Source organism: Streptomyces sp. A0958, from assembly GCF_004795035.1.
GTDB lineage: Bacteria > Actinomycetota > Actinomycetes > Streptomycetales > Streptomycetaceae > Streptomyces.
The window spans coordinates 267,106-285,536 of sequence record NZ_SSBK01000001.1; the positions used below are offsets into that span (position 1 = coordinate 267,106).

The window sequence follows — 18,431 nt, forward strand, 5'->3', positions numbered from 1 at the left end:
TATGGCGAGTGGGTTCCGCGTCAGGCGCGCGGCCGTCTCCCTCGCTTCCGCTCTCTCCCGGGAGTCCCGTATGCGCCCCCTCCCCGCTGTCGCCAGAGCTGTCGCGGCGCTGGTGCTGTTCTCGCTGGCGACTGCCGGATGTTCGGGTTCGACGGATTCCGGGCAGCCGAAGCCTTCGGTGAAGCCGCAGGCGAAGTCCACGCAGGGGGCGGGCGAGGTCGCCTACTACAGGTGCATGGAGGACCAGGGCATCCCGCTGGACACGACCGACGACGGCTCGCTGCGGATCGAGAAGGGGGCGGACAACGAAGCGGCCGCCCTGGCGGCCGAGAAGGAGTGCGCCTCTCTCCATCCGAGTCCGCCGGCCATGGTGCCCGCGACGAAGGAGGACATGGCGCGGGCCAGGAAGCTGAGTGCGTGCCTGCGCGAGCACGGCGTCAAGGACTATCCGGACCCCGCCCCGAACGGGGACTTCGGGCTCAGCGACGAACTGGCCCACGCGATGAAGACGAACCCCGACTACCGCGAGGCACGCCGGGTGTGTGACCCCCGACCCGCAGGCGATCCCGTAGTCGGCGGATGACGTCTCGGCCGGGAGGGTTCTTCGATGAGTGACGAGAACCGCGGCACCGACGAGGGGACGGCCGACGGCGGTCTTCGCCGGCGCCGTCACTGGGTGGTCGCCGTCGCCTCGGCGGCCCTGCTCCTCGGCGCGGCGGGCGTCGGCGCGTCGATGATCGTCAAGTCACCGGCGCAGGCGGCGGCCGAGGCCGGCGCACCGCAGGAGGACGTACTGACCGCGGCGGTGGAACATCGCGTCCTGGTGTCGTCGGTGATCACCCGGGGCCAGGTGCTGGCGGGGCAGACGGTGAACGTGTCCCCGCAGGTCTCCGGAGGCGACGAGGGCTCGACCGGGGCGGTGATCACGAAGCTGGCGGTCGAGGCCCACGACGTCCTGCGGAGCGGCCGGCTGCTGATGGAGGTCTCCGGCAGGCCCGTGTTCGTACTGCGGGGGGCCCTGCCCGTCTACCGCGACCTGCGCCCCGGCAGTGAGGGGGAGGACGTCGAGCAGGTCCAGAAGGCGCTCCAGGACCTGGGGCACCCCACCGCACCCGATGGCGTCGGAACCTTCGGAGCGGGGACCAAGGCGGCCCTCGACTCGTTCTACGCGTCCATCGGTTACGACCCGCTGCCGGCCCAGGACGACGACGGCGAGGGCCTCAGGTCGGCCGGTGCCGCGGTGCGGTCGGCCGAGCGGGCGCTGGAGGACGCCGAGGACTCCCGGTCCTCGGCGAAGATCGACGACAAGGCGCCCGGCGATCCGCGCAAGGCCGTGAAACGTGCGACGGAGGACCTGAACGAGGCACGGGCCGCCTTTGCCGAGGTGCAGGCGAAGTCGGGACCGATGCTGCCCGCGGGTGAGGCGGTGTTCCTGAAGAGCTTCCCGGCCCGGGTGAACGCGGTGCAGGGCGTCGTGGGCGCCAAGGTGTCGGGGACGGCCATGACGCTGTCCTCGGGGCGGCTGGTCGTGCAGGCGTACGTCCCCGAGTACCAGAAGGGGCTGCTGCGCGCCGGTCAGCACGTGGAGATCTACTCGGAGGTGTCCGGGGTGTCGGCCGGGGCGAAGGTCTCCCGCGTCGCGGACACGCAGACCGCTCCGGCACCGGACGGCGACGCCGCGTCGGGGACGGAGGCCGGCGGCGCCCCGGCCGCCGGCCCGTCCGGCTACCTGGTGCAGATCACCCCGGACAAGGCGCTCGACGCCCAGCTGAACGGCCAGGACGTCAGGCTGACCATCGAGGCCGCCTCCACCGGCGGCAAGGCCCTGGTGGTTCCGGTCACCGCGATCACCGCGGGCGCGGACGGCCGGACGGTGGTGACGGTGCGGGCCGGGTCCGGTGCGCAGAAACGCGTCGAGGTGCGGCCGGGAACCTCCGGCGACGGCTTCGTGGCGGTCGTGCCCGTGGTGAAGGACGCCCTGCGCGCGGGCGACCGGGTCGTCACCGGGGTACGGAAGTGACCGCCCCCGTCATCGAGTTCCGGCAGGTCGCCCTGACCTACCCCGGACCACCGCCGGTCGCCGCCCTCAGGCCCTGCGACCTGGTGATCCGCCGCGGTGAGTTCGTGACCGTCGTCGGCCCGTCCGGCTCGGGCAAGTCCACGTTCCTCAACATCGCCGGACTGCTGGACGCGCCCACCTCGGGGACGTACCTCCTCGACGGGCTGGACACCGGAGCCCTGAAGGACGGCGACCGCACCGCGCTGCGCGGACGCAGGATCGGCTTCGTCTTCCAGTCCTTCCACCTGCTGCCCCACCGCAGCGCCCTGGAGAACGTCACGCTGGCCATGGTCTACAGCGGAGTGGCCCGCAAGGAGCGCCGGCAGCGGGCGAGGGAGGCCCTGGTACGGGTCGGGCTCGGACACCGGGTCGGGTCGCTGCCCACCAGACTGTCGGGCGGCGAGCGGCAACGGGTGGCCATCGCGCGGGCTCTGGTGGCCAGGCCCTCCCTGCTGCTGTGCGACGAGCCGACCGGCAACCTGGACACGGCCAACGCCCAAGCGGTGCTGGCCCTGTTGGCGGAGCTGCACGCCGACGGCATGACGGTACTGGTGATCACACATGATCCGGAGGTGGCGGGGCGCGGCGCGCGTACGGTCACGATCCGCGACGGTGTCCTGCGCGAAATGGCGGGGACGCCCCGGTGATCCGGTGCTTGCCGCGACGGCGCGGCAACCGGCCGGTGGAACCCTCGGTGTTCTCCTTCGGCGATCTGCTGGGTGAATCGCTCGCCGGCATGTTGCAGCGTCCGGCGCGCTCGGCGCTGACCGCGCTCGGCACGGTCCTCGGTGTGGGCACCTTCGTGGCCATCCTGGGGCTGACCGCCACGGCCTCCTCGCAGATCGACGCCCGCTTCAACTCCCTGACCGCCACGGAGGTGTCGGTCGAGGACAAGGCCTCGCAGCAGGACGAGTTCGCCGGACCCGCCTTCCCGCCGGACGCCGACGAGCGCGTGGGCGCACTCAACGGGGTGCGCAGCGCCGGGGTGTACTGGCCGGTTCGGCTGGACGCGTCCGTGACCGTGCGCTCCGCCCCGGTGGGCCGGGCAGCCGCCGGTGACGGGAGGACCGAGGTGGTCGCCGCGTCCCCCGGTGTGCTGGAGGCGGCCGGGCCCACGCTGTCCCAGGGGCGGCTCTACGACGAGCTGATGTCCGACGACGAGGCGTACGTCGCGGTCATCGGGTCGGGTGTCGCGTCCCGGCTCGGCATCACCACGCTGGAGACCCGGCCCGCCGTCTTCATCGGCGACCAGCCGTTCACCGTCACGGGGATCGTCGAGAACACCGAACGCAAGGCCGACCTGCTGCTGTCGGTCGTCGTCCCGCGCACCACGGCCGAGAGGGTCTGGGGCCCGCCCGAGGGCAGCAGCGCGGTGATGCTGATCTCGACGGAACTGGGCGCGGCCCGGCAGGTCGCCCGGCTGGCCCCGACCGCGCTGCGGCCCGACCACCCCGAATACCTCAAGGCGGTCCCGCCACCGGACCCGCGGACCCTGCGCTCAGGGGTCAGCGGGGACCTGAGCCAGCTGTTCCTGCTCCTGGCGGGGATCTGTCTGGTCATCGGCGCGGTCGGGATCGCCAACACCACCCTCGTGTCGGTCCTGGAACGCACCGGCGAGATCGGACTGCGGCGCGCGCTCGGCGCCCGGGCCGGGCACATCACGCGGCAGTTCCTCGCCGAGTCCGGGGCACTGGGAGCCCTCGGCGGACTGATCGGGACCTCGCTGGGCGTGGTCACGGTGGTGGGCGTGGCCCTGGCCCGCGACTGGACCCCGGTCGTGCACCCGGCCACAGCCGCGGCGGCCCCCGCGATCGGCCTCGTCACGGGGCTGCTGGCCGGGCTGTATCCGGCGTGGCGGGCCTCGCGTGTCCAACCCGCCGAGGCACTGCGCCGCTGAGCGGCCCGGCGGGCCCGCTCGCACAGCGGGCCCGCCCCCGCCCCTTACGGCCGGGCTGCTTGAATGGGTGCGTGACCCGAGCCTCCCTGGACAAGCAGCCGCACGAAGTCGCCTCGATGTTCGACGACGTGGCGGCGCACTACGACCTCACCAACGACGTGCTCTCGTTCGGCCAGGACCGGCTGTGGCGCAAGGAGGTCGCCAGGGCGGTGGACGCCCGGCCCGCGCAGAAGGTCCTCGACCTGGCGGCCGGCACGGCGACGTCCTCGCTGCCGTTCGCGGCGACCGGCGCGTACGTCGTACCGTGCGACTTCTCCATCGGCATGCTCCGCGAGGGCAAGAAGCGTAACTCCTGGCTGCCCTTCACCGCCGGCGACGCCACGAAACTGCCGTTCCGCGACGAGACCTTCGACGCGGTGACCATCTCCTTCGGCCTGCGCAACGTCCAGGACACGGACGCGGCCCTGCGCGAGCTGTACCGGGTCACCAAGCCGGGCGGCCGGGTCGTCATCTGCGAGTTCTCCCAGCCGGTCTGGGCGCCGTTCCGGACCGTCTACACCGAGTACCTGATGCGCGCCCTGCCTCCGGTCGCGCGCGCGGTGTCGTCCAACCCCGACGCCTACGTCTACCTCGCCGAGTCGATCCGCGCCTGGCCCGACCAGTCCGGCCTCGCGAAGAAGCTCCAGCAGGCCGGCTGGTCCCAGGTCGCCTGGCGCAACCTCACCGGCGGCGTGGTGGCCCTGCACCGGGGCGTCAGGGCGGTCTGACGCGGTTTCCTACTTGGCGTACATGCCGTAGCCGCCGACACCGGTGTACACGGAGTCGGCGACCCTCCGGTGGACGTACTTCGGCCCGGCGGGGTCCTTGCCCGCGTCCGTGGGCGGCGTCTGCGCCCCGGTACCCGTCATGAGTGTCGTGGACCCACCGCCGTCGAGGTTGAGCACGTCGACCAGCGCCAGCTCCGCGGAGTCCAGCAGTCCCGCGAACGCCCGGAGGGAGTCTCCGTCCTCGTGGGTGGCCGAGGGGCTGGTCTGAGGCTGTCCGGTCAGGGTGATGAGTACGGGGTGGCCCTTGATGTTGGTGCCGAGAGCCGTGCGGGAGTCCGTGCAGATCGCGGTCGTGCCGTCGGCGCCGGTCTCCCGGCCGCTGCACGAGTCGGGCAGTTCCGTGGGGATCGAGCCGGCGCGCAGCAGCTGATGGAAGGAGCTCACGACGTCGACGGAGTCGTCCAGCGGTATGTCCCGGTCGAGTGTCACGTCGTGGAGCTTCTGGTCAACGGTCGGATGGTCGTCGCGGGTGAGGTTGCTGCGCAGCCACTCCGCTCCGGCGCCGACACCCTGCAGGATGCGGCCCCCGGCCGGGACGTGGACCTGCTCGGCCGCGGTCTGGCCGCCCCGGCGCTCCCGGGCGTCGGTGACGACGCCGTGTGCGTCGATGACGACTTCGAAGCCGGGGTCGTCGTCCGCGGTGATGTGCGGGTCGATGCCCGGCTTGGGGACCGGGAATCCGTAGTCGTCGGTGAACAGGACGATCTCGTCCGGGTCGGTGTACAGCCCCGACTGGCCCGGTACGGCCGTGTCCTCGGCGTCGCGGGCGCAGCCCCGGCTGCGGCCGGGATCGCGGTTGACGTCGTCGATCCGTATGGTCGCCCCGGACGCGGCGGTCAGCCGCAGGTCCGTGCGCAGCTTGGTGATGTAGGGGATGCCGTACTGGATGACCGCCCCGCTGCTGCCGGCGCCGTTCATCCAGCAGCTGGAACTGTGCAGGACGCCATCGGTGACCGAGACACCCATGTGCATCAGTGTGGTGCCTTCGGCGCCGGCCGGGAGGACGTGGTCGCGGTGCTTGGGCTCGGACTTGAACAGACCGCCGTTGACGCCGGCGTACGGACGGCGGGAGGCGACCGACGAGACGCCGGCCAGCTGGTCGGCGACCGTTTCGGTCAGCCCGTCGCCCTTGCCGACGACGCTCTCCAGGGTGAGCGCGGAGGCGGCCGGGTCGATCTCCACGATGCTCAGGACCCGGCCCCGGGTCCGGTTGTCGGGCACGCGCTCGGTGTAGCGGGTGTGGGTGACGCCGGGAGCGAGCCTGGTCGGGGTCTCCTGCTTCCAGTCGGCGGCCAGCGGGCTCGGCGTTTCCTCCGCGGCGGGGGCTCCGGGGGCGGTGAGGGCGAGGGCGCTCAGCGCCGTCGCCACGGTTACCCAGGTGCGAGTGAGTGTTCTGGTCATGGCTACTGGCACTCCGAGGTTCCGTTGACGAGTTCGTGCGAGCGGAAAGTCCTGGCGAAGGGCGACGGGACGGTGGTGCTGTCTCCCTTCAGTACGACGTAGGCGCCGTACTTGGTGGCTGGGGTGGCCGGGTCGCTCCAGGTGCCCGTGAACTTCTCGGTCGGGTAGAAGCAGAGGTGGCGTCTGGTGCGGTTCCAGACGGACGCGGGTGCCACCTCGGCGCCGTAGGCGTTGCCGTAGTTCCTCGTGGCCGGATCGGTCGCGGGGATGTGGACCGTCATGGCGCCGCGGCCCGCCGGTTCGGTGAAGGTGCAGACGCGGTTGTCGGGGCAGCGCTCGTATCCGGTGAAGCAGTGTGCCCGGGACGGAACCAGCTTGTGGGAGCTGATCGTTCCGGCGAAACGCGAGTCATTCCCGTACTCATCCGAATTACCCGGCTTGATTGTCTGGAGCAGCCCGCCGTAATCGGTGTCCACGTACACGCAGGCCCAGTAGGTGGTGTTGTTCTTCGCGGAGAGCGTGGCGTTGTCCCAGGAGGCGTCGTAGCGCTGCCCGTTGTCCTGCACGGCAAAGGTCCGCTTCGTTCCTGCGCCGCCCGAGGCGCTGTACAGACAGAGCTGCCCGGCCGGGCAGTCGTCGAAGGCCTGGGCGTTCGCGGGCAGGGCCAGAAACGTCGAGCAGAGCAGGGCGAGCGCGGCGGCGATCAGGGAGCCGCGCAGAGTGATGATCTTCTTGATGGTCACGGGAAATGATCGCACCGGCATCTGACATCCGCTGGCCGGTACCGGACGCACCGTCGACGGGTTCCGCGGTGCCCGCGAAAGCGGTCGCACGTATTCCGAGTTGACGGGAACCGGAGGGCGGGGAAGATGTGTCGTTGACACGGCACGCGTCTTCCCCGTTTCCGTGTGTCACCGTTTCGCTCGCCACCGTCCCCGCTGCGGAGCCCTCATGCCGTCGTACTGCCCGTTCTGTGGAACCCCGGCGCCGGACGAGACGCGCTTCTGCATGAAGTGCGGGCGCGAACGCCCCGCGGCCCCTGTGGCACCGCCGCAACCCGCCGCGCCCCCGCCCCCGGCCGCCGCACCGCCCGCCGGTTCGCCGCCCCCCGGCGTGCCGCCCTTCGCGGCGGGGCCCGGTTCTCCGCCGCCGCCCGGGTACGCGCCGATGCCGGCCGCCCCGCCCGGTCCCTCGCCGCTCGGGCTCTTCTTCGGGCGGGTGGTACGCGGTGACTGGGCGGGCTCGCTCAAGGCAGCACTCTGGCCGACCGGGCTGATCGTGGCCCTCGCGGTGGCGCTGGCCATGCCCCGCTACGGGCAGGGCGACGAGGACTACGTCGGCTGGAGCGACCGGCTGCGGATCGCGCTCGCCATGCTGCTCCAGGCGGTCGGCGGCGGCTTCGAGGTGCGGGACGCCACGCCGGGCGGCATGAACAGCGGCGGCTACCGCGGCGGTTCGGCGTACGGGGGCTCGTACGGTGACTTCGGCTCGGGCGGCCAGGGCCACGTCACCCTCTCCCTGATCCCGCTCACCGTCACCGTCCTGTGGATCGGCGCGCTGATCCTGGGTGCCCGGGCCGTCCGCAGACAGGGCGACGGCCTGGAGGCGGCGGTACGCATCAGCGTCGTGGCCGCCGCCGCCGTGCTGGTTCTCGGGCTCTACGCGCAGCCCGAGGTGGACGGCGTCGAGGTGCACTCCTCGCCGGTCCTGGCCGCCCTCATCGCCCTCCTCATCGCCCTCGTCACCACCGGCGCGGTCCTGCAACGCGACGTGGCCGCGCAGTGGCTGGCCCGGCGACCGGCCGCGCAGAGCCTCGTACGCGCCGCCGGGACCGCCGTCCGCGCGCTCGCCGCCGTCCTGCTGCTGTGCGCCCTGGTCGGGTTCATCAGTTACGCCAACGTGGACGACGTCTCCGGCCGGGACCTGCTGGTCGCCCTGCCGCTGCTGCCCAACATCGCGCTGCTGGTGCTCTCGGTGAGCTGGGGCGGGACCGTGGACTACGACCTCAGCGGGCAGGCGGACGTCTTCGGCTCCGGCGGGGAGCACGGCGCGCTCGGCCTCGGTGACCTCGGCGACGAGCTGGGCGGCTGGGCCGTGACCGGCGCCCTGGCCACCGGCCTCGTCTGCGCCCTCGTCGTCGGCCTGCTCGCCGCCCGCCGCTCGGCCGACCGGCGCGAACAGGTCACCGCGGGCGGCCTGTTCCTGTTCGGGTACCTGGCGCTGACCGAGATGTGCGGCCTGTCCGCGGAGGTCTCCGGCGGGGTCTCCGAGTTGGCGGGCCGGGGCAACATGGAGGTCGCGCCGAGCGTGGCGGACGCGCTGCTGTTCGGGCTGCTGTGGGTGGGCTGCGCGGTGCTCGTCGCGCCGTACCTGCTGCGGCTGACGGGGCGCGGCGGCGGCCCGGGTGGCGGCCCGGGTGGCGGCCTGGGTGGCGGCCCCACGCAGGGCGCCACCCCGATGTACCCGCCCGGGCAGTCCCCGTACGGCCCGCCGCCGGGAACGCCCCCCGCGCCCGGCCCGTACAACCCGCCGCCCGGGAGCACGCCCCCGCCCGGGGCCACGCCCCCGCCCGGCCCGTACGACCCCTCCGCCGGGATGACCGCCGCCCCGGAGGCGTACGCCCCGCCGACCGGCACGCCCCCGGGCCCGTACATCCCCGCGCAGGCGACCGCGCCCGCGCCCGAGCCCCGGCGTCGGCGGCCCGCCCTCGTCTGGGGTGCCACGCTCGTTGCCGCGCTCGTCCTCGGCGGCGGCGCGACCGCCGGTGTCATCGCCCTGGTGGACCGCCACAACGACGACCCCGGCACCTCCGACACCAAGAACACCAAGAACACCAAGAACACCGAAGACACCGAAAACACCGAAAACACCACAAGCACCGAGGACAGCGGGGCGGAGCCGGCCCAGGAGCGGGTCGGTGACCACGCCGTGCCCACCGTCCCGGACGGGTACCGGCTGGTCTCCGACACCGCCGGCTTCGCCTTCGCCGTGCCGGACCTCTGGGAGCGGCAGGGCGAGGAGAACCACCGGGTCACCTACTCCAGGTCCGCCGGCCACGCCGAGCTCGAGGTCGGCGTCGTCCGGGACGCGCCCTACACCTCGTACGAGAACTTCAAGGCTCTGGAGAAGACCGCCGACGCCGACCGGAAGGGCTATCAGCAGATCCAGCTCACGGCCAACACGTTCCAGGGCCGGCAGGGCGCCCGGTGGGAGTACACGTACGAGAAGGGCGGTGTGACGATCCACGCGATCGACCAGAGCTACATCGCCGAGGACGGCACCGAGTACGCGATCCACGTCACCGAACGCGATGTCGAATGGGTCGATGCCCGGGAGGTCTTCGACACGATCCTGTCCACCTGGATGCTCAACGACGTGGACTGACGCCCTCCACGCAGCTGTACGACGGGAGGGGCGGTAGGCGCGATCGACATCAGGCAGCCCTTCGGAGGGATGGCCAGCAGGCCCCCATAGACTGCCTTGGACCTGTGCCGCGCGGCACGCGAATTCGAGTCTTCGGGAGAGCCGACCGTGACCGAGCCCCTGTCCGAACACAGCGCGGACGTCATCGTCGTCGGGGCGGGCCCAGCCGGCTCCACGACCGCCCACTACCTCGCCAAGGCAGGGCTCGACGTCCTCCTGCTGGAGAAGACCGCGTTCCCGCGCGAGAAGGTCTGCGGTGACGGCCTCACGCCGCGCGCCACCAAGCAGCTCGTCTCCATGGGCATCGACATCTCCGAAGAGGCCGGCTGGCTGCGCAACAAGGGCCTGCGCATCATCGGCGGCGGCGTCCGGCTCCAGCTGGACTGGCCGGATCTCGCCTCCTACCCGGACTACGGACTCGTCCGCAAGCGCGACGACTTCGACGAGCAGCTGGCCCGCCAGGCGCAGAAGGCCGGCGCCCGGCTGTACGAGCGCTGCAACGTCGGCGCCCCGATCACCGACGAGCGCACCGGCCGCATCACCGGCGTGCACGCGAAGCTCGGCGAGGAGAAGACCCCGGTCACCTTCCACGCCCCGCTCGTCGTCGCCGCCGACGGCAACTCCACCCGGCTCTCCCTCGCGATGGGCCTGCACCGCCGCGAGGACCGCCCGATGGGCGTCGCGGTCCGTACGTACTTCACCTCGCCCCGGCACGACGACGACTACCTGGAGTCCTGGCTGGAGCTGTGGGACCGCCGGGGCCCCCAGGAGAAGCTGCTGCCCGGCTACGGCTGGATCTTCGGCATGGGCGACGGCACCTCCAACGTCGGCCTCGGCATCCTCAACTCCTCGTCCGCCTTCAAGGAGCTGGACTGGCGCGAGGTCCTCAAGGCGTGGTGCGCGTCCATGCCGGAGGACTGGGGCTACACCCCGGAGAACATGACGATGCCGATCCGCGGCGCCGCCCTCCCGATGGCCTTCAACCGCCAGCCGCACTACACCAAGGGCCTGCTGCTCGTCGGTGACGCGGGCGGCATGGTCAACCCTTTCAACGGCGAGGGCATCGCGTACGCCATGGAGTCCGGCCAGATCGCGGCCGACGTCATCGTCCAGGCGCACGCCCGCGCGACCCCGGCCCAGCGGGAACTGGCGCTGAACAACTACCCGAAGGTGCTCAAGGAGACCTACGGCGGCTACTACACGATGGGCCGCGCCTTCGTGAAGCTGATCGGCAACCCGAAGGTCATGAAGGTCGCCACCCAGCGCGGCCTGACGCACCCGCTGCTGATGAAGTTCACGCTGAAGATGCTCGCCAACCTCACCGACCCGACGGGCGGCGACGCGATGGACCGCATCATCAACGGCCTGGCGAAGGTGGCACCCAGCTCGTAACGTTCGTTCACGAGCCGAGCCCGTCGCCCCTGCCGGGGCGGCGGGCGCCTACCTGCTACCTGTGGCCGGTTGGCATGCAGGCGTGTCGGCGCCCTCGCCTTCCGGGGCAGGCTGCTCGGTCAGGGGGCCCGAAGGGGCGAGCGTCAGGCAGCGCACGGGGCGCACGTGCCACTCGATGTGGCGCCCCTTGCGGAGCAGGAGGGTGAATCCGCACGATTCGCCGCGATGGAGTGCGGCCAGAGCCTGCACCCAGCCGCCCTGGTCGGCCCAGTGGAGAGCCCTTGTCGTCTCCCGAGGTGTCAGCCCCAGGACGTGGCTCGTACGGAGCTGTACGCGGATGATCCGGATCGCGTCGCGGGGGCCGGGCAGGATGCGGAGGTCGATGGGTTCCGGGACGAATCCGGTGGCGGGGCCGTACCGGAGCACTTCGAACCGGAAGCCGTGCGCTACGAGTGCCGTCATGGGAGTGGCTCGGGGGGATGTACGCAAGGTCGACCGTCCGATCGAGGCGTGGCCTTCAACAGGCGCGAACGCAGGGTCCGTTGACACATCACACAGCGCGGTCGTGCGATGCGCTCGGCCGGGTCGGCGACGTACGGTGACGGTAGCGTCACCGGTCCGTGCGGCGCAACCATGCCCCGGGGCATGTATGTTCCCGAAACGTGCGTGAGCCCCCCGCCGTCGGGCGGGGGGCTCACGTGGATGCTGCGGCTGGAGGCCCTTACTGGGCGAAGTGGTCGAACTCGCCTGCCTTGACGCCTTCGATGAACGCGGCGAACTTGGCCCGGCTCGTGGTGGTCACCGCATCGGGATCGTCGCTCTCGCGCATCAGGATCTGCCCGGCTTGCTGGGCCACCTCGACACACTGCTCCCCACCGCCCCCGGAGAAGGACGACTTCTGCCACTCGATCTCTGTGTTCATGCTGCGGATTATCACAGGTCCCTTGCGATGTGGTGAACGAAGCTGCGTGACTCCTCGGGTGTCAGGCATGCCTGCCGGGCGACGTCGAGCTGCATCCGATACCGGCGGAGATCGGCGGCGGCATCCAGCTGTACGCCCCCGAACGGTGCGTCGATGTGCACGGTATCGAGCTGGGGCACGACTCCGCCCGCGTACAGCACTGTCTGCGTGACCTCGATGAACTGTTCGCTCGCGAAGGCGATCACCCGTACCGTCACATTCGGCCGGGCCGTTGCCTCCAGCAGGTGTTCGAGCTGATCGCGGGCAACCTTGCGGCCGCCGACCCGCATGCGCAGGCTCGCCTCGTGCACGATCGCCTCGAACGCGGGCGGCTTGTCGCGGTCAAGCACCGACTGCCTGCGCATGCGGTGTTCGACCCGCGCCTCCACCTCGTCCTCGGGCAGCTTGGGGAGTACTCCCTCGAACAGGGCTCGGGCGTACTGCGGAGTCTGGAGCAGTCCGGGCAGCGTCATGGACTGGAGGCACCGCATGTGGCTCGCGTGGTGTTCGAGTTCCGCGATGTTCAGGAAGCCGGGAGCGAGTGTGCCGCGGTACTCGTCCCACCAGAACTGGCCCCGGTGCTCGCGGGATATCACGCACAACGCCTCGATCAGCGCTTCGTCGTCGCACGCGTAGAAGCTCGCCAGCCGGCGAATCCGTTCTTCGCCGATACCACTGCGACCGGCCTCGATGTGACTGATTCTGGCCTGGTCGGTCGAGATGAGCCCGGCTGCTTCGCGGGCGGTTCTGCCCGCGCGTTCGCGGAGTTTGCGCAACTCGCTGCCCAAGCGGGCCTGGCGTGCGGTCGGGTTGTCCCTTGGCGGCATGTCACCTTCTCCTGTTCGCGTATGCAGTCTCGCAGGGCCTCTCGGGGGTGTGCGACGGGCTCACCCCTGCGTGTGAATCGCCGGGATCATCCTTGTACCGGTGCATACATGTCCCCTACGTTCATCCCTGCCGGCCGGCAACGGCTCGGTGGCCCGAAGTGCAGCCGTCCGCAGGCGAGTTCACTTTGCCCGGGATCGGCCGATGTCACGGTCCACCGCAGTGGTCCGCCGGCGTACCCGGAGACCCGCTCACGTAGGGAGACCGCGTCATGACCTCCGTAACCGTTCCGTCCCCGTCCGTCCCGTACCTCCCCCAGCGCGGCGAGCGCTACCGGCTCGTCGCACCGAACAGCCCCACGGCGCCCCGTGTCGCGCGGGACTTCGTGGGGACGCTGCTGCGGGCTACCGAGCACCCCGGGCTGGTCGACGACGCCCGGTTGTGCGTGAGCGAGGTGGTGTCCAATGCGCACTGCCATACAGAGTCGGCGCGCATCCGGGTCGACGTGACGGTGAACCGGCGCCAGGTGATGGTCTACGTGACCGACGACGAGCCGAACCGGCTGCCGAAGCCTGGGACCGCCCCGGATGCGGAGAGCGGACGCGGGCTCCTCATCGTGGAGAGCCTGACCGATCGTTGGGGGACCACGACGCGCGGCGGGCGGGCAGGGCACGCCAAGACGGTCTGGTTCGTCCTGGTCGAACCGGGGCAGTGTGCCGGGGGCGCACTACGTACGACGGGGTGAACGCCTGGGTCGTCGGGTGCACGGCATGGCCGTCCTGTGCTCGGTGGAGCGTGGGCTGTGCGCCCCGCTTCACAAGCGCACGCGGCCGGTGTCCGGCAGGTTCGCGATGTCCGTGGCGACCGGCGGGGTGGTGGCACCTTTCCGTGATTCCGCTGGAAGCGGGCCACGGGCAGGTGATACGGGAAACGCCGAAGGGCCGCCGTTCCCGAGCGGGGGAGCGACGGCCCTTCGAAGCGCGCCGAGGCGCTTGTGAATCCGTGAACGTAGCCTAAGCGGCTCAGAGGACGCGGACCGCGCCCGTCGGCATGTCGTAGCTCAGCGGGCGCTGCACCACACCGGTGGAGGAGTTCTGCGCACCGACGAACTGGCCGCCGCCCACGTAGATCCCGACGTGGTACGCGCTGCCCGCGCTGCCCCAGTACAGGATGTCGCCCGGCTGGAGGTTGCTCAGGGAGACCTGGGTGCCGGCGGTCGACTGGCTCTGCGAGACGCGCGGCAGGTCGATGCCCACCGTGCGGAACGCGGCCTGGACCAGGCCGGAGCAGTCCCACGAGTTGGGGCCGGTGCCGCCGGGCACGTACGCGTCGCCGACCTGCGCCTGCGCGAACGCGACGACGGAGGCCGCGGAGCCGGTGGCGTTGGAGGAGTACGACGTCGTGGTGGCCGCCGTGGTGGAGCCGGACGTCGACGTACCGGACGTCGACGTGCCGGACGTGGTCTGCAGGGTGGTGCGCGCGGCGGCGCGGGAGGCGCGCTCGGCGGCCTCCGCCTTGGCCTTCGCGGCGGCGGCTTCGGCCTTCTTCTTGGCCTCGGCCTTGCGGACGGCCTCGGCCTTGGCCTTCTTGGCGTCCTTGGCGGCGTCGGCGGCGGCCGCTTCCTCGTGGGCCTGCGTCTCCAGGTCCAGGGCGATCTGCTGCGTGGCCTCGGCGGAGGCGGCGACGGTGGTGGAGAGTCCCGCCGTGATGGTGGGCATCTCGATCGTCTGGGTCACCGGCTCGGCCTGGGCCGGACCGGCGGCACCCGCGACCGCGATGGTGCTGAGGACGCCACCGGCAACTCCGGCCCGCAGCGCCGTCTTCGAGGCGTTTCGGCGGGGCTTCCGGTGGCTGGGTATGAGAGCGGTGTGGGACATGGGTACTAGCGCTATCAGGGCTCCCGGGGTCCCATCAAGAAACGTGTGTTGCGACACAGTTACGTCCGGAATCTGTGAATCCGCTTTCTGATGGCCTTTATTGACGCCGTAACGGGCATAACGGGCAGTCGTGATCATGGCTGTGATCACGGGTTTTCTGCAATACGCCCGAATTGCCCGCCACTTACCACCCGCTCACACGGTTGGCCAAGCCCCGCTTTTATAACGACCTCCACCGAGTGACGCAGGTCACAGCATGCTCTCGGGGTGATGGGCATACGAGCGCTCCGCACGAGCGGCGGGGTGTGGGTGCCGAACTCGCGGCGCGAGGCGGCCGATCCGCGTAATAAGGACTGTATGTCGCAGTGCGTCCACTTCGTTCCGTGGGAACCCCCTCGCGGGTGACCCTCTCCGCGTCGCCCCGGTCGCAGAGTGGGGCAGATCCCTTTATCACCCCATCGTGTCCATCGCCAATTTTGCGCGCAGCGCTGCGGCTTGATAGGGCGATACCCCTTTGACCAGCGATAACGGCAGCAGATGTCACGTCTCGTGATCACTCGGCCGCTTCGTGTACGAAGATCACCGCTCATCCGACTTCATGATCGTTCGTCAGGTGGTGGAGATCACAAAGACGTTGTCGTACCCCGTGTCGCAGATCACAGGACGGCAGGCATAGGATGCGGGGCAGTCGGGCTTGTGAACTGCCTCACATGTGCACGATCTTGGTGAGGTGGCGAGCCAGGTCGCCCGATGCGGTCCAACGGTCAAGGACGACTGGAAGGAGCGAGGAGCGTGAATGCCTACGCGCCCATCCTCGTGCTCGGCGCCCTCGGGGCAGGGTTTGCGATCTTTTCCGTGGTCATGGCCACGCTTATCGGCCCCAAGCGGTACAACCGGGCAAAGCTCGAAGCGTACGAGTGCGGTATCGAACCGACACCCACTCCGGCCGGAGGCGGCCGCTTCCCCATCAAGTACTACCTGACGGCGATGCTCTTCATCGTCTTCGACATCGAGATCGTCTTCCTCTATCCCTGGGCGGTCACCTTCGACGCCCTGGGGATCTTCGGGCTCGTGGAGATGCTGCTCTTCGTGCTCACCGTCTTCGTCGCCTACGCGTATGTGTGGCGTCGCGGCGGCCTGGAATGGGACTGAGGGGCTGAGGGGCACACCATGGGACTCGAAGAGAAGCTGCCGAGCGGCTTCGTTCTGACCACCGTCGAGCAGGCGGCCGGCTGGGTGCGGAAGTCCTCCGTCTTCCCGGCGACCTTCGGCCTCGCCTGCTGCGCCATCGAGATGATGACCACCGGGGCGGGCCGGTACGACCTGGCCCGGTTCGGCATGGAGGTCTTCCGCGGCTCGCCGCGGCAGGCGGACCTGATGATCGTGGCCGGGCGGGTGAGCCAGAAGATGGCGCCCGTCCTGCGGCAGGTCTACGACCAGATGCCGAACCCCAAGTGGGTCATCTCCATGGGCGTCTGCGCGTCATCGGGCGGGATGTTCAACAATTACGCCATTGTTCAGGGTGTTGATCATATTGTCCCGGTCGACATCTACTTGCCGGGCTGCCCGCCGCGGCCCGAGATGCTGATGGACGCGATCCTCAAGCTGCACCAGAAGATCCAGGGCTCCAAGCTCGGGGTCAACGCGCAGGAGGCCGCCCGCGAGGCGGAGGAAGCGGCTCTCAACGCACTGCCCCTGATCGAGATGAAGGGGCTGCTGCGATGAGCGACGAGCAGAACGGCTCCGCCGTCCCCGCCCCGCGCGACGAGCACGGCGAGGTCATCGGCGTACGCCGGGGCATGTTCGGCGCCAACAACGGCGGCGACACCTCCGGCTACGGCGGCCTCGTCCGTACCGTCGCCCTGCCCGGCGCCTCCTCGCGGCCGTACGGCGGCTGGTTCGACGAGGTCGCCGACGAGCTCGAAGGCGCCCTGGAGGAACAGGGCCTCGTCCCCGAGAACGCCATCGAGAAGACCGTCGTCGACCGCGGCGAACTCACCTTCCACATCGCCCGCGAGCACCTGCCCACCGTCGCCAGGACCCTGCGCGACGACCCTGCACTGCGCTTCGAGCTCTGCACGGGGGTGAGCGGCGTCCACTTCCCCGGCGACAAGGGCCGCGAGCTGCACGCCGTCTACCACCTGCGCTCGATCACCCACGGCCGGCTGATCCGGCTGGAGGTGTCCACGCCGGACGACGACCGGCACATCCCGTCCCTGGTCGCGGTCTACCCGACCAACGACTGGCACGAGCGCGAGGCCTACGACTTCTTCGGGCTCGTCTTCGACGGGCACCCCGCCCTCACCCGGATCATGATGCCGGACGACTGGCAGGGCTTCCCGCAGCGCAAGGACTACCCCCTCGGCGGCATCGCCGTCGAGTACAAGGGCGCCCAGATCCCGGCTCCGGACCAGCGGAGGTCGTACTCCTGATGACCACTCCCCGTGCAACGCCCCGCGCCACGACCGAGGGGACCGTATATACGGTCACCGGCGGCGACTGGGACGAGATCGTCGAGAATGCGGCCGCGTCCGACGACGAGCGCATCATCGTCAACATGGGCCCCCAGCACCCGTCCACGCACGGCGTGCTCCGGCTCATCCTGGAGATCGACGGCGAGACCGTCACCGAGGCCCGCTGCGGCATCGGCTACCTCCACACCGGCATCGAGAAGAACCTCGAATTCCGGAACTGGACGCAGGGCACCACCTTCGTCACGCGCATGGACTACCTGACGCCGTTCTTCAACGAGACGGCGTACTGCCTGGGCGTCGAGAAGCTCCTCGGCATCGAGGACCAGATCCCCGACCGGGCCAGCGTCCTGCGCGTGCTCCTGATGGAGCTCAACCGGCTCTCCTCGCACCTGGTGTGCATCGCCACCGGCGGCATGGAGCTCGGCGCCACGACGATCATGATCTACGGGTTCCGCGACCGGGAGCTCGTCCTCGACCTCTTCGAGCTGATCACCGGCCTGCGCATGAACCACGCGTTCGTCCGCCCCGGCGGCCTCGCCCAGGACCTGCCCCCGGGCGCGGTCGACCAGCTGCGCGAGTTCGTGAAGACCATGAAGAAGAACCTGCCGGAGTACGACGCGCTCGCCACCGGCAACCCCATCTTCAAGGCCCGCATGCAGGACGTCGGCTACCTCGACCTCACCGGCTGCATGGCGCTCGGCGCCACCGGCCCCGTCCTGCGCTCCGCCGGACTCCCGCACGACCTGCGCAAGACCGACCCCTACTGCGGGTACGAGAACTACGAGTTCGACGTCCCCACGGCGGACAGCTGCGACGCCTACGGCCGCTTCCTCATCCGCCTGGAGGAGATGCGTCAGTCGCTGCGGATCATCGAGCAGTGCGTCGACCGGCTCGAACCCGGACCGGTCATGGTCGCCGACAAGAAGATCGCCTGGCCCGCGCAGCTCGCGCTCGGACCGGACGGCCTCGGCAACTCGCTCGACCACATCAAGAAGATCATGGGCACCTCCATGGAGGCCCTGATCCACCACTTCAAGCTGGTGACCGAGGGCTTCCGGGTCCCCGCCGGACAGGCGTACACCGCCGTCGAGTCCCCCAAGGGCGAACTCGGCGTGCACGTCGTCTCGGACGGCGGAACCCGCCCCTACCGGGTCCACTTCCGCGACCCGTCCTTCACCAACCTCCAGGCCATGGCGGCGATGTGCGAGGGCGGCCAGGTCGCCGACGTCATCGTCGCCGTCGCATCCATCGACCCCGTGATGGGAGGCGTCGACCGGTGACCGAAGCACGTAGCG

At 70.5% G+C, this 18,431-nt stretch carries 18 protein-coding genes and 1 pseudogene; 13 read left to right on the forward strand and 6 right to left on the reverse strand.

The window, feature by feature from the left end; all coding sequences use genetic code 11:
• Window positions 1-70 precede the first annotated feature (70 nt).
• The 5 genes from E6P78_RS01340 (at window position 71) to E6P78_RS01360 (ending at window position 4,723) form a co-directional block, all read left to right on the forward strand.
• Entirely contained in the window at window positions 71-583 is a 513-nt protein-coding gene (locus tag E6P78_RS01340) for a hypothetical protein (protein WP_136201635.1), read from the forward strand.
• 24 nt (window positions 584-607) lie between these two features.
• A complete protein-coding gene (locus E6P78_RS01345) occupies window positions 608-2,020 on the forward strand; it encodes a peptidoglycan-binding protein (RefSeq protein WP_240798997.1) in 1,413 nt (470 codons plus the stop codon).
• Window positions 2,017-2,706 carry an ABC transporter ATP-binding protein gene (locus E6P78_RS01350; protein ID WP_136201636.1) on the forward strand — a complete coding sequence of 230 codons (690 nt, stop codon included), beginning with the start codon at window positions 2,017-2,019 and terminating at the stop codon, window positions 2,704-2,706. Before E6P78_RS01345 ends, E6P78_RS01350 begins: the two co-directional genes overlap by 4 nt.
• A gap of 8 nt (window positions 2,707-2,714) precedes the next feature.
• Window positions 2,715-3,956, forward strand: coding sequence for an ABC transporter permease (locus tag E6P78_RS01355; protein ID WP_240798998.1), 1,242 nt, complete (start codon window positions 2,715-2,717; stop codon window positions 3,954-3,956).
• A 71-nt stretch (window positions 3,957-4,027) separates the two neighbouring features.
• Entirely contained in the window at window positions 4,028-4,723 is a 696-nt protein-coding gene (locus tag E6P78_RS01360; protein WP_136201637.1) for a demethylmenaquinone methyltransferase, read from the forward strand.
• 9 nt (window positions 4,724-4,732) lie between these two features.
• On the opposite strand, the gene E6P78_RS01365 is transcribed toward E6P78_RS01360, so the two are convergent.
• On the reverse strand, window positions 4,733-6,184 hold the full coding sequence (locus E6P78_RS01365; RefSeq protein ID WP_136201638.1) for a phosphodiester glycosidase family protein: 1,452 nt from the start codon (window positions 6,182-6,184) through the stop codon (window positions 4,733-4,735).
• 2 nt (window positions 6,185-6,186) lie between these two features.
• Window positions 6,187-6,927, reverse strand: coding sequence for a peptidase inhibitor family I36 protein (locus tag E6P78_RS01370; protein ID WP_136201639.1), 741 nt, complete (start codon window positions 6,925-6,927; stop codon window positions 6,187-6,189).
• 208 nt (window positions 6,928-7,135) lie between these two features.
• Here E6P78_RS01370 and E6P78_RS33975 point away from each other — a divergent pair.
• The 3 genes and pseudogenes from E6P78_RS33975 to E6P78_RS01385 form a co-directional block, all read left to right on the forward strand.
• A pseudogene (locus E6P78_RS33975) lies at window positions 7,136-7,203 on the forward strand (zinc-ribbon domain-containing protein); the annotation flags it as partial.
• A gap of 148 nt (window positions 7,204-7,351) precedes the next feature.
• Window positions 7,352-9,568: a hypothetical protein gene (locus tag E6P78_RS01375; RefSeq protein ID WP_206307687.1), complete on the forward strand. Its 2,217-nt coding sequence runs from the start codon at window positions 7,352-7,354 to the stop codon at window positions 9,566-9,568.
• A 147-nt stretch (window positions 9,569-9,715) separates the two neighbouring features.
• On the forward strand, window positions 9,716-10,999 hold the full coding sequence (locus E6P78_RS01385) for a geranylgeranyl reductase family protein (protein ID WP_136201641.1): 1,284 nt from the start codon (window positions 9,716-9,718) through the stop codon (window positions 10,997-10,999).
• Window positions 11,000-11,047: 48 nt separating this feature from the next.
• On the opposite strand, the gene E6P78_RS01390 is transcribed toward E6P78_RS01385, so the two are convergent.
• The 3 genes from E6P78_RS01390 to E6P78_RS01400 all read right to left on the reverse strand — a co-directional run bounded on the left by E6P78_RS01390 (window position 11,048) and on the right by E6P78_RS01400 (window position 12,787).
• Window positions 11,048-11,461 carry a hypothetical protein gene (locus tag E6P78_RS01390; protein ID WP_136201642.1) on the reverse strand — a complete coding sequence of 138 codons (414 nt, stop codon included), beginning with the start codon at window positions 11,459-11,461 and terminating at the stop codon, window positions 11,048-11,050.
• A 259-nt stretch (window positions 11,462-11,720) separates the two neighbouring features.
• Complete coding sequence (locus tag E6P78_RS01395; RefSeq protein ID WP_136201643.1) at window positions 11,721-11,921, reverse strand: DUF397 domain-containing protein; 201 nt, start codon at window positions 11,919-11,921, stop codon at window positions 11,721-11,723.
• A gap of 11 nt (window positions 11,922-11,932) precedes the next feature.
• Window positions 11,933-12,787, reverse strand: a complete 855-nt coding sequence (locus E6P78_RS01400; RefSeq protein ID WP_136201644.1) for a helix-turn-helix transcriptional regulator — start codon at window positions 12,785-12,787, stop codon at window positions 11,933-11,935.
• Window positions 12,788-13,056: 269 nt separating this feature from the next.
• On the opposite strand from E6P78_RS01400, the gene E6P78_RS01405 reads away from it, so the two are divergent.
• Window positions 13,057-13,530, forward strand: a complete 474-nt coding sequence (locus E6P78_RS01405; protein WP_136201645.1) for an ATP-binding protein — start codon at window positions 13,057-13,059, stop codon at window positions 13,528-13,530.
• A 277-nt stretch (window positions 13,531-13,807) separates the two neighbouring features.
• Here the strand turns inward: E6P78_RS01405 and E6P78_RS01410 are convergent, their stop codons facing one another.
• Window positions 13,808-14,662: a C40 family peptidase gene (locus E6P78_RS01410; RefSeq protein ID WP_136201646.1), complete on the reverse strand. Its 855-nt coding sequence runs from the start codon at window positions 14,660-14,662 to the stop codon at window positions 13,808-13,810.
• Between the two features lie 792 nt (window positions 14,663-15,454).
• On the opposite strand from E6P78_RS01410, the gene E6P78_RS01415 reads away from it, so the two are divergent.
• Genes E6P78_RS01415 through E6P78_RS01430 form a run of 4 tightly spaced genes read left to right on the forward strand, consistent with a single transcriptional unit; the run spans window position 15,455 to window position 18,416 of the window.
• Window positions 15,455-15,814, forward strand: coding sequence for an NADH-quinone oxidoreductase subunit A (locus tag E6P78_RS01415; protein WP_003992243.1), 360 nt, complete (start codon window positions 15,455-15,457; stop codon window positions 15,812-15,814).
• 18 nt (window positions 15,815-15,832) lie between these two features.
• On the forward strand, window positions 15,833-16,387 hold the full coding sequence (locus E6P78_RS01420) for an NADH-quinone oxidoreductase subunit B (protein WP_018553506.1): 555 nt from the start codon (window positions 15,833-15,835) through the stop codon (window positions 16,385-16,387).
• The gene (locus E6P78_RS01425) at window positions 16,384-17,094 is read left to right on the forward strand and encodes an NADH-quinone oxidoreductase subunit C (protein WP_136201647.1); all 711 of its coding nucleotides are present in this window, start codon (window positions 16,384-16,386) and stop codon (window positions 17,092-17,094) included. The genes E6P78_RS01420 and E6P78_RS01425 overlap by 4 nt, the downstream gene beginning before the upstream one ends.
• Window positions 17,094-18,416 carry an NADH-quinone oxidoreductase subunit D gene (locus E6P78_RS01430; protein WP_136201648.1) on the forward strand — a complete coding sequence of 441 codons (1,323 nt, stop codon included), beginning with the start codon at window positions 17,094-17,096 and terminating at the stop codon, window positions 18,414-18,416. The genes E6P78_RS01425 and E6P78_RS01430 overlap by 1 nt, the downstream gene beginning before the upstream one ends.
• The last annotated feature ends 15 nt before the right edge of the window (window positions 18,417-18,431 follow it).

Bases quoted from the DNA above. Each gene is read 5' to 3' on its own strand.
- E6P78_RS01375 (WP_206307687.1), top strand. From the start codon at position 7,352: ATGCCGGCCGCCCCGCCCGGTCCCTCGCCGCTCGGGCTCTTCTTCGGG.
- E6P78_RS01345 (WP_240798997.1), top strand. From the start codon at position 608: ATGAGTGACGAGAACCGCGGCACCGACGAGGGGACGGCCGACGGCGGT.
- E6P78_RS01365 (WP_136201638.1), bottom strand. From the start codon at position 6,184: ATGACCAGAACACTCACTCGCACCTGGGTAACCGTGGCGACGGCGCTG.
- E6P78_RS01400 (WP_136201644.1), bottom strand. From the start codon at position 12,787: ATGCCGCCAAGGGACAACCCGACCGCACGCCAGGCCCGCTTGGGCAGC.
- E6P78_RS01410 (WP_136201646.1), bottom strand. From the start codon at position 14,662: ATGTCCCACACCGCTCTCATACCCAGCCACCGGAAGCCCCGCCGAAAC.
- E6P78_RS01405 (WP_136201645.1), top strand. From the start codon at position 13,057: ATGACCTCCGTAACCGTTCCGTCCCCGTCCGTCCCGTACCTCCCCCAG.
- E6P78_RS01430 (WP_136201648.1), top strand. From the start codon at position 17,094: ATGACCACTCCCCGTGCAACGCCCCGCGCCACGACCGAGGGGACCGTA.
- E6P78_RS01340 (WP_136201635.1), top strand. From the start codon at position 71: ATGCGCCCCCTCCCCGCTGTCGCCAGAGCTGTCGCGGCGCTGGTGCTG.
- E6P78_RS01420 (WP_018553506.1), top strand. From the start codon at position 15,833: ATGGGACTCGAAGAGAAGCTGCCGAGCGGCTTCGTTCTGACCACCGTC.
- E6P78_RS01425 (WP_136201647.1), top strand. From the start codon at position 16,384: ATGAGCGACGAGCAGAACGGCTCCGCCGTCCCCGCCCCGCGCGACGAG.
- E6P78_RS01395 (WP_136201643.1), bottom strand. From the start codon at position 11,921: ATGAACACAGAGATCGAGTGGCAGAAGTCGTCCTTCTCCGGGGGCGGT.
- E6P78_RS01390 (WP_136201642.1), bottom strand. From the start codon at position 11,461: ATGACGGCACTCGTAGCGCACGGCTTCCGGTTCGAAGTGCTCCGGTAC.